Source organism: Moritella sp., assembly GCF_033791185.1.
Taxonomy (GTDB): domain Bacteria; phylum Pseudomonadota; class Gammaproteobacteria; order Enterobacterales; family Moritellaceae; genus Moritella.
On the sequence record NZ_JASJHF010000250.1, the window covers coordinates 1 to 14,419 of the forward strand.

The following is a 14,419-nucleotide window of genomic DNA, read 5'->3' on the forward strand; positions in this document are numbered from 1 at the left end:
CAGAGCTTTGTACTGCACGACGTCAAATCGGCATGATATTTCAACATTTCAACTTATTATCATCACGAACTGTGTTTGATAACGTTGCACTACCGTTGGAATTAGCCGGTGTTGATAAAGCAGAAATAACTCTCAAGATCACACCACTGTTAGAATTGGTTGGTTTGGCAGCAAAGCATAACGCTTATCCAGCCGAATTGAGTGGCGGCCAAAAGCAACGTGTTGCGATTGCACGAGCATTAGCTTCAGAGCCTAAAGTACTACTTTGTGATGAAGCAACATCAGCACTTGATCCAAGCACAACAAAATCAATTTTAACCTTATTGAAAGACATTAATGAACGTCTTGGCCTCACCATTCTGCTTATCACTCACGAAATGGAAGTGGTAAAAAACATTTGTCATAAAGTAGCGATTATCGATCAAGGCGAACTCATTGAACAAAATACGGTGGCAAAATTCTTTGCTAACCCACAAACGGCATTAGCACAGACTTTTATTGAAGCAACCATCAATCTTGAGATCCCAGAGGAATACAAACAACGTCTGTCGTTAAATCGAAAAGATAATTCAATGCCTTTAATTCGCTTAGGTTTCACTGGTAATAGTGTTGACTCAGCGGTTATTTCAGAAGTAAGTCGAACTTTAAACGTCGATGTAAATATTTTAAGTGCTGATATTGAATTTGCAGGCGGCATCAAATTTGGCTATATGCTCGCAGAACTAATCGGTGACAAAAAAGACACTATCGCGGCAAAAGCTTTTTTCCAACAACATGCAGTTAATGTAGAGGTTATCGGTTATGTCGACTGAGCAAATGATTAGTTTACTTTTTAACGCCACCATTGAAACACTAGTTATGGTCGGTATTGCTGCGGCAATCGCCTGTTTACTTGGTATGCCAACAGGGATCTTGTTACACATAACCAAGGCCAACGGTATTTTAGAGAACAAAAAATTAAATAGCGCACTTAGTATTGTTGTCAATGTCGGACGTTCTGTACCTTTCATTATTTTACTTGTTGCGATTATACCATTTACACGTTTTATTGTCGGTTCATCAATCGGTACAGGGGCGATGATAGTGCCATTAACAGTGGCTTCAATTCCTTTTATTGCCCGATTAATTGAAGGGGCACTATTAGATGTACCAGCAGGTTTAATCGAAGCAGCGCAAACAATGGGGGCAACACCGCTACAAATTATAATAAAAGTACTTATCCCAGAAGCAATGCCGGGGATTATCAACAGCATTACTATCACGTTAGTCACATTAGTTAATTACTCTGCAATGGCGGGGACTGTTGGTGGTGGTGGTCTGGGTGATGTTGGTATTCAGCATGGTTACATTGGTTTTAATCCAACCATCATTTTAATTACCGTTATTTTACTAGTGATCATCGTACAGATTATTCAATCAATCGGTGAACGCTTAGTAAGTAAAGTCGACCACAGATAATAAATCTTAAAAACTAAAGGAAGCAATAAGCATGGAATTTTCACTAAAGAAATTAGTATCAGTAGCAGCAATCGCATCAAGCGTACTATTAACTGCATGTAGCGGCGATAAAGAGTCGACAGTATTGAAAGTGGGTGTAATGGCCGGCCCTGAAGCTGAAATAGTTGAAATTGCAAAGAAAATTTCTAAAGAGAAATACAACCTTGATATTGAAATTGTAACTTTTACCGATTATGTAACGCCAAACCGTGCTCTAGCAGAAGGTAGTATTGATGTAAATGCTTTCCAACATAAGCCTTATTTAGATGCGCAAATCGAACAGCGTGGTTATGATATTACATCAGTAGCTAATACATTTGTTTACCCAATTGCCGCTTACTCAACATCAATTAAAACAGTTGATGAATTAAAAGAAGGTGACAAGGTTGCTGTGCCAAATGATCCAACTAACTTAGGTCGTTCATTATTGTTATTGGAGCAACAAGGAATCATTGCACTGAAAGCAGGCGCTGGTATTAAAGCAACAGAACTCGATATTATAGCAAATCCATTTGGTGTCGAAATTATCAAATTAGAAGCAGCATTATTAGCACGTAACTTACAAGACGTAACACTTGCTGTGATCAATACAACATTTGCGACTAAGATTGGTTTATCGCCAACTAAAGACGGTGTGTTCGTTGAAGATAAAGAATCACCATACGTAAACTTAATTGTTGCACGTAATGATAATAAAGACTCTGAAAAAGTAAAACAGTTCATCACCGCATTCCAAACTCAAGAAGTGTATGATGAAGCGAACAAACTCTTTAACAGTGCTATCGTAAAAGGCTGGTAATCGGTATTTACTTCGTATTCTAAACAGTAAAACAACCTGAATAATTAAGACAAGGTGTGATTGATAACAAAAATATTCTGTATTTTTTTTGATATCAATCACATTATCTACCAAGCTTAGTGAATCGCTCATTATCTGAGATTCATGCAATGCCCCACTTTTCCTTACACAAAATATCGCTGTGGTCTTCTATCGCTACAAGTTTCATGATGTTGCTTTCTGGCCCAGTGATGGCCTCACTATCAGTAAATACCGATGAGCGAAACAATCTATTTTCGTCCAGTGTAATTAATTTGCCAAACAGTGAAACCAATTCATTTTCGATAAACTGGCAGTGGACAGATGTCGACGGTAAAAATTTGAAAGTAAAATCATTTTTCGATACTGACATTGTCGAAACATCATTACTAGACAGCTATAAACTGTCTTTTTCATTAAGTTACCCAATCAAGGCAATTCATACCTATCTGACACCAAGGCTTGAGTTTGCCATCGAACGAATTAATTTTTATACCCCTGATGATCAAAAAAAGATCACCGATATAAAATACGCATTCACCAATAAAGATGAAAGCAATGCATCACAGCTGTTTTGGCAAGCCTATAATCAATATCAAAATGATGCTTTCTATCACCTTAAAATAACCCCTTGTGTTCATCCTGACAACGCCGAATTACCTTGTGTCAGGCCTAACTACTCTCAACTTTTTTATGAGTATAGATCATACCTAAAAGACATCGCAACGCAGCTTTCTAAGCAACAGTCGTTGACCACTGCAGTTAAAAATGCCCAACATTGGGTTTACGCAATCCCAGATAGAGGGGAACATGACGATAGTTTTTTTTCGCCTATTAGCGTGCTAAAAACTAACGAAGCAGACAGTGATGAAAAAGTATTATTACTGGCAACACTCATCAGTCAACTTGCACCAGAGTATGAGCTTTTTATGCTTTATCCCTCAGACAGCATTGGCAGTGTTTCACCAGTATGGCTAACGATTGATAGTAAGAGTGGTGTAGAAGGGCAAAAGATCATCATTAATCAAAACCAATACACGGTTATATCTGGCTCGAAAATAAAATTAGATAAAATGCTTTCCTCAAACACAGAATTAATTAGTGAATCATTATATTAGTTTTACAATCCAAGCGATGTTCTTCGTATGCGCTAAACCATAAATTTAAAAGAATATCATACCTACTAACATCACAAAAATAACAATTAACATGGTCAATTTTCATGTAAAAGTTATTGAGATCAACAATTGAGCAAGTTTTCCTTTATTGTTTTAGCAATATTTTATACCTTTAGCAGACAGTCTAGAGCATATACTCTAATCCTTTCAATTTAATCAAGGAATGTTTAAAAATGAAAAAACTCATCGCCGTCGTAGCACTTTCTTTAACTCCGTTTATCTCTTTTGCATCTAGCGTAGTGGTAGGCGAACACCTACCACAGATCAACATTGCAGATAAAGGTGAAGTAATACTAGCCCAGGGCAAATTTTCTTATCGTGATTGGTCTTCTGACGAACTGAAAGGCCGCGTTATGGTTGTACAGCACCTCGCTGGCCGAACTGCATCTAAAGAGCTGAATGATCCACTGATGGAAGTGATCGCCGATGCCAACTTCTCACCTGAAGTATATAATACAGCAACAATTGTAAATACTGATGACGCGATGTGGGGAACGAGTGGGCTTGTTAACAGTTCACTCAAAGACAACAAAGAAGAGTTCCCAACTGCAATCTTTGTTATCGACGCTAGTGGTAATACACTTAATCAACTAGCTCTTGAAGAAAAAAGCTCTGCAATCTTCCTGATTGATAAAGAAGGTACTGTATTATTTAGTAAAGACGGCGCTCTAACTAAAGACGAAATCACAGAAGTGATGGGTATGATCAACGCCAACATCTAATTTCCAGTAAAGGCCAGTTTAAATAACTGGCCTTTACTATTATCTACCGACTATAAATCCCCGCTATCTTCGATTTATTTATTCAAAAGCAATACTTTCTACCGAATATCCGTTATAAATAAGACCTCAAATTTGTTTATCTAATTTAGGTTAACCATGTCAGTAAATGATCACCCTATAAATAAACCTGAATCGAATATTCTAAACAGTATTCAACAATTACGTAAGGTAGCCAAAGATAGAGGTATCGATGGCATGTTAACGGTAAATAAACATACCACATTTGAACACAGAGCCATTCAGCGGCTGAATCAAGAACAGATCAAGCAGCAGAAAAACCTAGAAAGTATTGTTATGCGTGCGAATAACTTTTGTGATGACGTGACCAGTGAAAATATAGATCCAGACTGGCTCACAGCCTTTATGTCAATGGCAAAAGACATTTCAGGTCCGCATATGCAAACCTTATGGGGACAAATTTTTGCGTTAGAACTCAGTCACCCCGGTAGCTTTTCAGTAAAATCATTACGTACTCTCAACCAAATGACCCAGCGTGAAGCGCAAATGTTTCAAGTCGCCTGTAACTTAAGCTCACAAATCGGTCATGACACTAATCGTAAGATTGTATTACATTGCCAAGATAACAGTAAAAGTTTCTTATTATTCAACAAACCGCAATTTAAATCGATTAATTTAGGTCGACATAAACTACCTTATAGTAGTTTTTTAACCTTGTCTGAATTGGGGTTAGTACATCAAAATGAATTAGAAATGGTTAACTTACCGTTAGATAAAGATCTACCAATAAGCTACGGGCAAGAGACATTAACCATGAAAGTAAAGAACCGTTCATCGCGTATGAAGTATTATCGCTTTACTAATATTGGTGATGAACTGGCTAAACTCATTCCTCATGAAAGTAAGGAAGAGTACTTTTCAGAGTTAACCAGTCATTTACGTAACGCGTTCCATTTTTAAAAGGGCATTATTTAGCTACTACAAAAAATGGATTTAATACCGATTCTTGATGGTTATACAATAACGGTGAACCATCAAGTTGCACAACGTTAGCGCCAGCAGCGCACGCAACCGCATGTCCGGCACCAGTGTCCCACCAACATGTTGGGCCTAAGCGTGGATAGCAATGTGCACTGCCTTCGGCAATCAAACAAAACTTCAGTGAACTGCCAACCGGAATAATATCAGTATCTTTATAGCGCGTTAAATACAGAGCCATTTCAGGACTTGCATGAGAACGAGAACCAACAACTTTAACAGGGTCATTATCGGGTATCGGTAACGCGCTTAATTTCGTTGTATTGCCATCATGCAATAAAAACGCGCCTTCACTCGTCGTATAGTAAAGTTTATCTAAGACAGGCGCATACACGACGCCGAGTATTGGCTGCTGATTATGAACCAAGGCGATATTAACGGTAAATTCACCATTACGCTTAATGAACTCCTTAGTGCCATCAAGCGGATCAACTAACCAGAAGGTTTGCCATTGCTTGCGCTCATCCCAAGGGATACTTGCACCTTCTTCCGATAAGATTGGGATGTCAGGAGTGATAGTTCGTAAACTTGCGACGATAATATCATTGGCCGCAATATCAGCTTCGGTCACTGGTGAATTATCATCTTTCATATCAACATGAAAATCACGTTGATAAATCTCTAAAATCTCTTGTCCCGCAGCCACTGCAATATCATTAATCCGGCTGACTAAATGATCGATTGAGCTATCCTTTGAATTGTCCATTTATTTACGACTACTCCCTACTTAATATGACCTTGCTGGGCAAGATAGTTCATTATTTGTTGAACCGACATAGATACAGGGTTATTACCATTATCTAAATACAACTCTGGTTCAATTGGCGCTTCATAGACAGAATCAATACCGGTAAAGTTCTTGATTTCACCTGCGCGTGCTTTTTTATAAAGCCCCTTTGGATCACGCTGCTCACAAGTCGCAAGATCAGCATCCACATGTATTTCAATAAACTCACTATCACCGAGTAATGAGCGGACTAATTCACGCTCTTGGCGATGCGGAGAGATAAACGCTGTTAATACAATAACACCCGCATCAACCATTAACTTTGCCACTTCTCCCACTCTGCGTATATTCTCTTTACGATCATCATCGCTAAAGCCCAAATCTCCGCATAAGCCAAAACGTACATTATCGCCGTCTAATAAATAGGTATGGTAGCCCGCTTTATGCAGCTCATTTTCAAGTGCACCAGCGACAGTCGATTTGCCCGAACCGCTTAAACCAGTAAACCAGAGCACACAAGGTTGCTGTTGCTTGTTTGCTGCTCTTGCGGCTTTATCAACCGTATGCTGATGCCATACGATATTGTCAGTTGCTGTTGTGTCAGCATCACTTTCCTTGATAATTGTTGTCATTACACACTCACAGATAAAATGGGAATACATAGGGGATCATTACTAATACCACAGTGGAATAGGCAATCGATGTCGGTATTCCGAGCTTAAGATAGTCTGATAATGCATAATTTCCGGCACTATAAACCATTAAATTTGTTTGATAACCATAAGGCGAGATGAAGCTCGCACTAGCGCCGAAGATAACCGCCATAATAAAAGGCAATTCACTCACACCATAACTTTGCGCAAGACTAAATGCGATTGGAAATGCCAGCGCAGCGGCAGCGTTATTGGTGATTAATTCACTTAATAATAACGTGGCAAAATAAGTAGCGATAAATGCAGCTAATACACCCCAACCATTAAAAGCTCGCAGTAAAGAATCCGCTAACAGGTCAGATACCCCTGTTGTCTGCAGCATATTCGAGAGCGCTAATGCACTGCCAACCACGATCCATAAATCAATCGGTAACCGTCGGCGGATCTCTTGCACTGACAATGTGCCACTCATGCAGAGTAACAGCACGAAAACGACTAGGCCCTTCAGCAAGGGCAAAGTACCAGTGAGCGCGAGGCCGATAGTGGTAACAAAACCCACCAATACCCCAATACTGCGATAATCACTTAATCGTGTCGCTACATCTAAACCACTGACGACAACAAAATCTCGGCTCAAATCTTTGCTGTTTTTAAACTCAGCACCTGGCGCTAATAATAAAGTATCGCCAGCTCGCAAGCGCACATTACCTAAGCCACCACGCAACGGACTATGACCGCGGCGAATGGCCACTACCACAGAATCAAAATGTTCTCTAAATTTACTTTCTTTTAGGGTTAGGCCGTTTAGTTTTGAGGAATGACTGACAATCACTTCAACCAAATGCTGGCCATTAAGTGCGCCTTGGCCAAATAATTTCAGTCCTTTGATATCTTGCAGCACACCAACGGAATCAACGTCACCACAAAACAGCAGTTGATCGTTTGCTTGCAATATTTCTTCCGGGCAGACTGGACAAATAACCTCACCGTCTCGCAGTATTTCGGCTAGATATAACTGCTTTAACGCACGTAAATTATTTTCCGCAATCGTTCTGCCAACCAACTCTGAATTTGGTTTTACATGCGCTTCTAAAAAATACACTAATTCATCACTGTCATCTTGGCTGTGGTCGGGTAATCGATGGCTCATGGTAATAAGCACAACCATACCAGCCAGAAAGCCCGCTAAACCGATGAGCGAAAATTCAAAGAATCCTAATGAAGGTAGCCCAGCATCCACCACAAAACTATTCACAATAAGATTGGTCGAGGTACCAATCAAAGTAAGAGTGCCACCAAAAATCGCCGCATAAGAGAGTGGAATAAGTAATTTAGTAGGCGCATGGGTATTATTACGCTTTACCGCACCAATCAGTGATGCCACAACAGCGGTATTGTTAGTAAAAGAAGATAATAGTGCGGTAGAAAAACCTAACTTAGCCACCACCACAGTGAAACGACCAGTGGATAACTGTCGTCCAACCCAACTGATTAAGCGTGTTTTTTCAATGGTAATCGAAATCAATAATAATAAAATTAATGTGATAAGAGAAGGATTGGTAAATCCAGCCATCACTTGTGGCATCTCAATAGAGCCAGACAAGTAAGCTAAAATGACCATGCCACCGAATAAACTTGAAGGTCGAAACTTACCTGAAATAAGTAAACCTATAAAGATCACCAGAGTGACTAAAATACTTCCCTGTATCACATTCATAACAACATCCTACAGCTTGCTAATATCGATAGCTTGCCATTTTGGGAAGTGTTTGCGTACTAACGCATTCAGCTCGACTTCGAACGCACTAAACTCATGTGACTGAGTGCTCGCTGTAGCATCTTGTACTTGTTCTATCATACCCGCGCCAACGGTAACGTTAGTTAATCGGTCAATGACAATAAAGCTACCGGTATCAGCAACGTCTTGATAGTTATCAGCAGGCACGGCTTCCGTAAGGGTTAACTCACATAAACCAATTTCATTCAGTGCAAGTTCTGTCGCCGCTGACTCTTCTAAAGTATTCACATCAACCTTATTACGGATTAATGTAAATTGGCCCGTAGTTTTTTTACTGGCTAATTTAATGTCATATTGACGACCAATTTCAAGCACTTGATCAGACATCCATACCACGTTTGCAACAAGTGAATCTGACAATATTGGCTGCAGTGCCGTTGATACCAAGATATCACCACGGCTAACATCAATTTCGTCAGTCAGTGTTAACGTGATCGCTTGATCTTGATGCGCAGAAGTTAGCTCGCCATCAAAAGTAACAATCGATTTAACCGTACTTGATTTACCTGATGGCAAAGCAACCACTTCATCACCTACGCTAATTTGCCCCGCAGAAATAGTACCGGCAAAACCACGGAAATCCAAATTAGGACGATTCACGTATTGCACAGGCAAGCGAAATGGCTTATCAAGTGTGCCATCAGAGGTATCAACCGCTTCTAGGCATTCTAATAATGTACGCCCATTAAACCAAGGTGTACGTATTGAACGATCAACGACGTTATCACCAAGCAATGCCGACAACGGGGTAAATTCGATGGTAATGTCATTTAGTTTTTCAGTAAAACCTAAATACTCTTCTTTGATCTGTTCAAAACGCTGTTCAGAAAAATCAACCAGATCCATTTTATTAATGGCAACAACAAAATGTTTAATACCCAGTAACGATGCAATATACGAGTGACGTTTAGTTTGGGTTAATACCCCTTTACGCGCATCAATTAAGATAACGGCAAGATCACAAGTTGAGGCACCCGTTGCCATATTACGGGTATATTCTTCATGTCCCGGCGTATCCGCAATAATAAACTTACGCGTTGCGGTCGAGAAATAACGATACGCCACATCAATGGTAATACCCTGCTCACGTTCAGCCGCAAGACCATCCACTAATAAGGCTAAATCAATTGCTTCACCCGTGGTACCTGATTTTTGGCTATCCACATGCAACGCCGCTAATTGATCTTCATAGATCTGATGCGAGTCATGTAATAAACGACCAATAAGGCTACTCTTACCATCATCAACACTGCCACAGGTTAAAAAACGTAATAAGCTTTTATGCTGCTGCTGGTGTAAGTAGGTCTCGATATCTGTTTGTGCTAATTCATTTGCTATTTGACTATTCATCTACCCTGCTCCTACCTAGAAATAACCTTGACGTTTCTTCTGCTCCATTGAAGCCGAAGAATCATGGTCAATCATACGTCCTTGTCGTTCACTGCTGGTCGCCAGCAACATCTCTTCAATAATTTCAGGCAATGTTAATGCTGTCGATTCCACAGCACCTGTTAATGGGTAACAACCGAGCGTTCTAAAACGCACCATTTTCTCTTCGATTTTTTCGCCATCTTGTAACTTCATACGATCATCATCAACCATGATCAGCGCGCCATCACGCTCGACAACTGGACGCTTTGCCGCAAGATAAAGTGGTACTATTTCAATTTGTTCTTGATAGATATATTGCCAAATATCCAATTCAGTCCAATTTGATAATGGGAATACACGGATGCTCTCGCCTTTATTTACTTGGCCGTTGTAAGTGCGCCATAATTCCGGACGTTGGTTTTTTGGATCCCAGCGGTGATTCTTATCGCGGAATGAATAGACACGTTCTTTAGCACGTGATTTCTCTTCATCACGACGTGCGCCACCAAAAGCAGCATCAAAACCGTATTTATCCAGCGCCTGTTTCAAACCTTGGGTTTTCATAATATCGGTATGCTTTGAGCTGCCATGTTCAAATGGACTACAGCCCATAGCAAGCCCCTCCGGATTTTGATGAACTAACAGATCAAAACCGTATTTCTCAACTGCCTTGTCGCGAAACTCAATCATTTCGCGAAACTTCCAGTTAGTATCAACATGCAATAATGGAAACGGGATCTTACCTGGGTAAAAAGCCTTACGTGCCAGGTGTAGCATCACTGATGAGTCTTTACCGATTGAATACATCATTACCGGATTATCAAACTCTGCAGCTACTTCCCTGATTATGTGGATACTTTCAGCTTCCAGCTGTTTAAGGTGGGTCAACCTCTGTTGATTCATCTTCTACTCCATCAGACCAAATTGGATAATTTCATATCGTTTGGATCAATATAGCCCCTTTACTTATAACCGCCAAAGAACATAAACTGATTCTTAATAACTTTTAGATATATAGAGATGGCAAATATAGATTATGGAATACTAAATGACATTACTGCTTAAGTTAAATTAGAAACTAAAACAGTAGGTTATATTGTTCACTGTCATTATCGCCAGCAAGGCCGACATATAAACCAATTAAACGAATACTACGTTGTTCTTGCTTTGTCAGTGCTTGTGAAAATAAATCAGTAAAAAGGTGTTCATCAAGTGTAGTAATACTTTGCTCTTTACTAGTAAGGGTAAAATCATTGAACTTCAGCTTCACGCCCTGCTTGGTGATACGCATATTTGGCGATGCTTTTTGCAAGCGTTGTAGTAAAGTTTGATATAACTGAGGAAAAAGTGCCATGCATTGTGCTAGCGTAACAATATCTTCAGGCAAGGTGATCTCAACACCTACCGATTTACGATGACGTTCGTTACAAACAGGACGATCATCAATGCCCTGACATCGCTCTAACAAACTGTGTCCGAGTTTACCAAAGTTATCAATAATATCTTCAGCCGGAAATTTAAGCACATCAGCACAGGTATACAGGCCTACACGATTAAGTTTTTGCCAAGTCACTTTTCCCACCCCAGGGATCTTATTTAAGGGTAAATCAGCAACGAAGGATTTAACTTGTGATGGGGTGATAACAAACAGGCCATTAGGTTTATTAATATCGGATGCAACTTTAGCCAAAAACTTAACCGGTGCAACCCCCGCTGACGCAGTGAGTGCTAACTCAGATTCAATGCTTTGGCGAATGTCTTCAGCGATTAACGTCGCACTACCCGAAAATAGCTTACAGTTGGTAACGTCTAAATAAGCTTCATCTAATGATAACGGCTCTATCAAGTCGGTATAACGAGAAAAAATTTCTTGGATCTGAGCAGATACTTCTTTGTATACCTGCATACGTGACGGTACTAATGTTAAATCAGGACAGAGCTGCATAGCCTTATAAGAAGACATGGCAGAACGCACACCATATTGACGAGCGATATAGTTGCAGGTTGCGATCACGCCGCGACGGTCACTCATGCCACCAATCGCAATAGGGATATCTTTATAAGCAGGATTATCCCGTATTTCGACATTCGCGAAATAGGCATCCATGTCGATATGAATTATTTTTTTTGTCATAAAAAACTGAAAAACCACAAATAAAACATTTTACTCTACATCAAAAATTGTCAATGCAGATTCACTCTTTACAAAAAATCTAATTAACCAATAAAATATTATACACAACTTTGTTTGCTTTACTCAAAAAGAAATCTTCTACATTATTGCACCACCAATACAAATTAAATATTGCAACAATATAGTTGAACAACGTCATCGAAGAGTGAAGAAAATGCGGTCGGCGTTGGGTTAGAAGTCATTTAATGGTGCTAAAGCAGCACTCGCCGACGTTAAGGTCTAGACGATGTTAAAACTTAATCAAATTGAAAATAACAATAATTTACAACTGCATGAATTGTTTTATAGTTTCGCAGGATAATGCTATCTGAAAAATAGTTCCGTCACGAATTTTTAATATTTGTGACAGAACTATTTAAAGACATTTTACTCTTACGTATTTGTTTAACTAATCTAAAATTAAGACATTTTTTTTAGTTCGTTAACGATCATTTGAGTGATCGCGTCGACATTTATTGATTCTTTTTTAGATGTTACGTCAGCACTATGGATAGGAGAATTGCTACCATAAGACAATTCACCAGTATCATAAGCAATACGACGAATATCAAACAAGTGCTTTGGTGTTACATTGTCAGAAGTCGAACTCCCACCCACTGCGCCACAACCCAAGGTAAACGATGGGAATAAGTTAGTCGACAAACCAACAGCGCCGTGAGTAGAAGGCGTATTAACCAGCATACGTGACACTGGTTTTTTCAAACCAAACGCACAGATAACCGCTTCATCTTTAGAGTGGATAGCCAGTGAGTGGCCTACACCACCATTGTGCAATAGTTTAATCGACAGTTCACACGCTTCATTCCAATCTTCTACTGTGTAGTATCCGATTAGCGCTGTTAGTTTTTCTTTCGAGAATGGGTATGCACGACCAACGCCTGGCTCTGCTCCGATAAGCAGTCTGGTGCCCGATGGAACTGTGATACCGGCCAAATCAGCAATATACAGAGCATCTTTCCCTACAATAGCTGGGTTCATTGCACCATTAGGGCGTTCCATGACTTTCTTAACTTTTTCAAGGCATTCACCTTGAAGGAAATAACCACCCTGTGCTTTCAGCGTAGCTCTAACCTGCGCATCGATAATATTATCGGTAATAATAGCTTGCTCAGAGGCACAAATCGTACCATTGTCAAACGTCTTACTCGCGAGTATTTTCGTGACCGCATCTTCGATATCCGCGGTGCGCTCAATATAGACTGGCACATTGCCTGCGCCTACACCCAGCGCAGGCGTACCCGAACTATATGCAGCTTTAACCATACCGGGACCACCTGTTGCCAGAATAAGATCCACTTTGCGCATCAACTCGCCACTACCTTCAATTGTTGGAATGCTCATAACACTCACCATGTCTGGACTTGCACCACATGCATGAAGTGTGTCACGGATAAGTGAGACTGTTTTCCCAATACATTTACTCGCACTCGGGTGCGGAGTAAATACGATAGCATTACCCGATTTCAACGAAATAAGAGACTTGTAAATCGTCGTAGACGTTGGGTTTGTCGACGGAACAATACCCGCAATAACGCCGATAGGTACGGCAACTTCGATTATTTTTTTAGATAAATCGTTATTCAAAATACCGATCGTTTTCATGTCTTTGATGGCAGTGTACAGTTTTTCACTCGCCAATAAGTTCTTGCTGATTTTATCTTCTACTTTACCAAAACCCGTTTCTTCTACTGCTAGGCGAGCAAGCTCTGTAGCCTGTTTTGCAGCAGCGTCAGCAATGGTTTTAACAATAGCGTCTACACGCTCTTGACCTAGCTGAGAAAACTGACTTTGCGCTGTGCGAGCAGAGCTAACTAAAGCTCTCGCTTCTTGAATTGATAATAGATCTTTATCTACCATTATTTAGACCCCATAATTATGATGCGTTAAAATTAGTATTTCGTTTAAACATACTAATTCTATTGTTCCAGGATTTATTTCTGGATTAGATTAGCTTACCCCTTAAGGGTAAGGTCAATGATATTATCTAAATAATGATAGGTATGACTACAGCAAGGTGATGGTGATATGAACCCGATTTTTCTGGCACGGTTTAACCACATAACAGGTGCTGTTATTCATTGCTGTAAATACACTATTTACTCGATATTCTATTCGTTACGATCAACACCGTGATGTTACGGGTATCATAACTTCCGTTACAAATTTATCGCTATCTTGAGTAGTCCAATAATCTATAACGTATCTCTCATAGCATTCATCTGTGAGTAAATAGTTATTTAATTTCGCCCAAACTTTTATTTTTTCATAGGTCTGATTAATCGTAGAATGGTTACCGATGTGGTAACACCGAGCCATAGGCTGGGCACCAACAAAAATAGTTTTTTCTGGTGGACAAGGAAGGATTGTTTTTTGCAAAATACAACAATTTTCAGAGCCAAGAACACG

General features: G+C 39.8%; 14 protein-coding genes. 6 read left to right on the plus strand and 8 right to left on the minus strand.

Translation table 11 applies throughout. From position 1 onward, the window contains the following. The 6 genes from QNK26_RS14515 to QNK26_RS14540 all read left to right on the plus strand — a co-directional run. Window positions 1–812, plus strand: an 812-nt coding sequence (locus tag QNK26_RS14515; protein WP_319224259.1) for an NIL domain-containing protein, incomplete at its 5' end; no start/stop codon positions are given. Next, window positions 802–1,458: a methionine ABC transporter permease gene (locus QNK26_RS14520; RefSeq protein WP_319224262.1), complete on the plus strand. Its 657-nt coding sequence runs from the start codon at window positions 802–804 to the stop codon at window positions 1,456–1,458. The genes QNK26_RS14515 and QNK26_RS14520, both read left to right, overlap by 11 nt. A gap of 31 nt (window positions 1,459–1,489) precedes the next feature. Next, the gene (metQ, locus tag QNK26_RS14525; protein WP_319224265.1) at window positions 1,490–2,296 is read left to right on the plus strand and encodes a methionine ABC transporter substrate-binding lipoprotein MetQ; all 807 of its coding nucleotides are present in this window, start codon (window positions 1,490–1,492) and stop codon (window positions 2,294–2,296) included. 149 nt (window positions 2,297–2,445) lie between these two features. Next, window positions 2,446–3,432 carry a hypothetical protein gene (locus QNK26_RS14530; RefSeq protein ID WP_319224267.1) on the plus strand — a complete coding sequence of 329 codons (987 nt, stop codon included), beginning with the start codon at window positions 2,446–2,448 and terminating at the stop codon, window positions 3,430–3,432. A gap of 233 nt (window positions 3,433–3,665) precedes the next feature. Beyond that, on the plus strand, window positions 3,666–4,214 hold the full coding sequence (locus tag QNK26_RS14535; protein ID WP_319224268.1) for a YtfJ family protein: 549 nt from the start codon (window positions 3,666–3,668) through the stop codon (window positions 4,212–4,214). Between the two features lie 156 nt (window positions 4,215–4,370). Further along, the gene (locus QNK26_RS14540) at window positions 4,371–5,192 is read left to right on the plus strand and encodes a TIGR03899 family protein (RefSeq protein ID WP_319224271.1); all 822 of its coding nucleotides are present in this window, start codon (window positions 4,371–4,373) and stop codon (window positions 5,190–5,192) included. A 7-nt stretch (window positions 5,193–5,199) separates the two neighbouring features. Here the strand turns inward: QNK26_RS14540 and cysQ are convergent, their stop codons facing one another. The 8 genes from cysQ to QNK26_RS14580 all read right to left on the minus strand — a co-directional run. Next, complete coding sequence (cysQ, locus tag QNK26_RS14545) at window positions 5,200–5,976, minus strand: 3'(2'),5'-bisphosphate nucleotidase CysQ (protein ID WP_319224273.1); 777 nt, start codon at window positions 5,974–5,976, stop codon at window positions 5,200–5,202. Between the two features lie 17 nt (window positions 5,977–5,993). Further along, window positions 5,994–6,629, minus strand: coding sequence for an adenylyl-sulfate kinase (cysC, locus tag QNK26_RS14550; RefSeq protein ID WP_319224274.1), 636 nt, complete (start codon window positions 6,627–6,629; stop codon window positions 5,994–5,996). A 7-nt stretch (window positions 6,630–6,636) separates the two neighbouring features. Next, the gene (locus QNK26_RS14555; RefSeq protein WP_319224276.1) at window positions 6,637–8,367 is read right to left on the minus strand and encodes an SLC13 family permease; all 1,731 of its coding nucleotides are present in this window, start codon (window positions 8,365–8,367) and stop codon (window positions 6,637–6,639) included. A 9-nt stretch (window positions 8,368–8,376) separates the two neighbouring features. After that, entirely contained in the window at window positions 8,377–9,798 is a 1,422-nt protein-coding gene (cysN, locus tag QNK26_RS14560) for a sulfate adenylyltransferase subunit CysN (RefSeq protein WP_319224278.1), read from the minus strand. 15 nt (window positions 9,799–9,813) lie between these two features. Then, on the minus strand, window positions 9,814–10,722 hold the full coding sequence (gene cysD, locus QNK26_RS14565; RefSeq protein WP_319224281.1) for a sulfate adenylyltransferase subunit CysD: 909 nt from the start codon (window positions 10,720–10,722) through the stop codon (window positions 9,814–9,816). 175 nt (window positions 10,723–10,897) lie between these two features. Further along, window positions 10,898–11,953, minus strand: a complete 1,056-nt coding sequence (gene dinB, locus QNK26_RS14570) for a DNA polymerase IV (protein WP_319224282.1) — start codon at window positions 11,951–11,953, stop codon at window positions 10,898–10,900. Between the two features lie 459 nt (window positions 11,954–12,412). Further along, entirely contained in the window at window positions 12,413–13,870 is a 1,458-nt protein-coding gene (locus QNK26_RS14575) for an acetaldehyde dehydrogenase (acetylating) (RefSeq protein WP_319224284.1), read from the minus strand. Window positions 13,871–14,134: 264 nt separating this feature from the next. Then, a partial coding sequence (locus QNK26_RS14580) for a GyrI-like domain-containing protein (RefSeq protein WP_319224287.1) occupies window positions 14,135–14,419 on the minus strand: 285 nt, incomplete at its 5' end.

What these genes read in the sequence shown, in the direction of transcription:
- QNK26_RS14575 (WP_319224284.1), bottom strand. Translation starts at nt 13,870, where the DNA reads ATGGTAGATAAAGATCTATTATCAATTCAAGAAGCGAGAGCTTTAGTT.
- QNK26_RS14540 (WP_319224271.1), top strand. Translation starts at nt 4,371, where the DNA reads ATGTCAGTAAATGATCACCCTATAAATAAACCTGAATCGAATATTCTA.
- cysC (WP_319224274.1), bottom strand. Translation starts at nt 6,629, where the DNA reads ATGACAACAATTATCAAGGAAAGTGATGCTGACACAACAGCAACTGAC.
- QNK26_RS14535 (WP_319224268.1), top strand. Translation starts at nt 3,666, where the DNA reads ATGAAAAAACTCATCGCCGTCGTAGCACTTTCTTTAACTCCGTTTATC.
- QNK26_RS14520 (WP_319224262.1), top strand. Translation starts at nt 802, where the DNA reads ATGTCGACTGAGCAAATGATTAGTTTACTTTTTAACGCCACCATTGAA.
- dinB (WP_319224282.1), bottom strand. Translation starts at nt 11,953, where the DNA reads ATGACAAAAAAAATAATTCATATCGACATGGATGCCTATTTCGCGAAT.
- metQ (WP_319224265.1), top strand. Translation starts at nt 1,490, where the DNA reads ATGGAATTTTCACTAAAGAAATTAGTATCAGTAGCAGCAATCGCATCA.
- QNK26_RS14555 (WP_319224276.1), bottom strand. Translation starts at nt 8,367, where the DNA reads ATGAATGTGATACAGGGAAGTATTTTAGTCACTCTGGTGATCTTTATA.
- cysN (WP_319224278.1), bottom strand. Translation starts at nt 9,798, where the DNA reads ATGAATAGTCAAATAGCAAATGAATTAGCACAAACAGATATCGAGACC.
- cysQ (WP_319224273.1), bottom strand. Translation starts at nt 5,976, where the DNA reads ATGGACAATTCAAAGGATAGCTCAATCGATCATTTAGTCAGCCGGATT.
- cysD (WP_319224281.1), bottom strand. Translation starts at nt 10,722, where the DNA reads ATGAATCAACAGAGGTTGACCCACCTTAAACAGCTGGAAGCTGAAAGT.
- QNK26_RS14530 (WP_319224267.1), top strand. Translation starts at nt 2,446, where the DNA reads ATGCCCCACTTTTCCTTACACAAAATATCGCTGTGGTCTTCTATCGCT.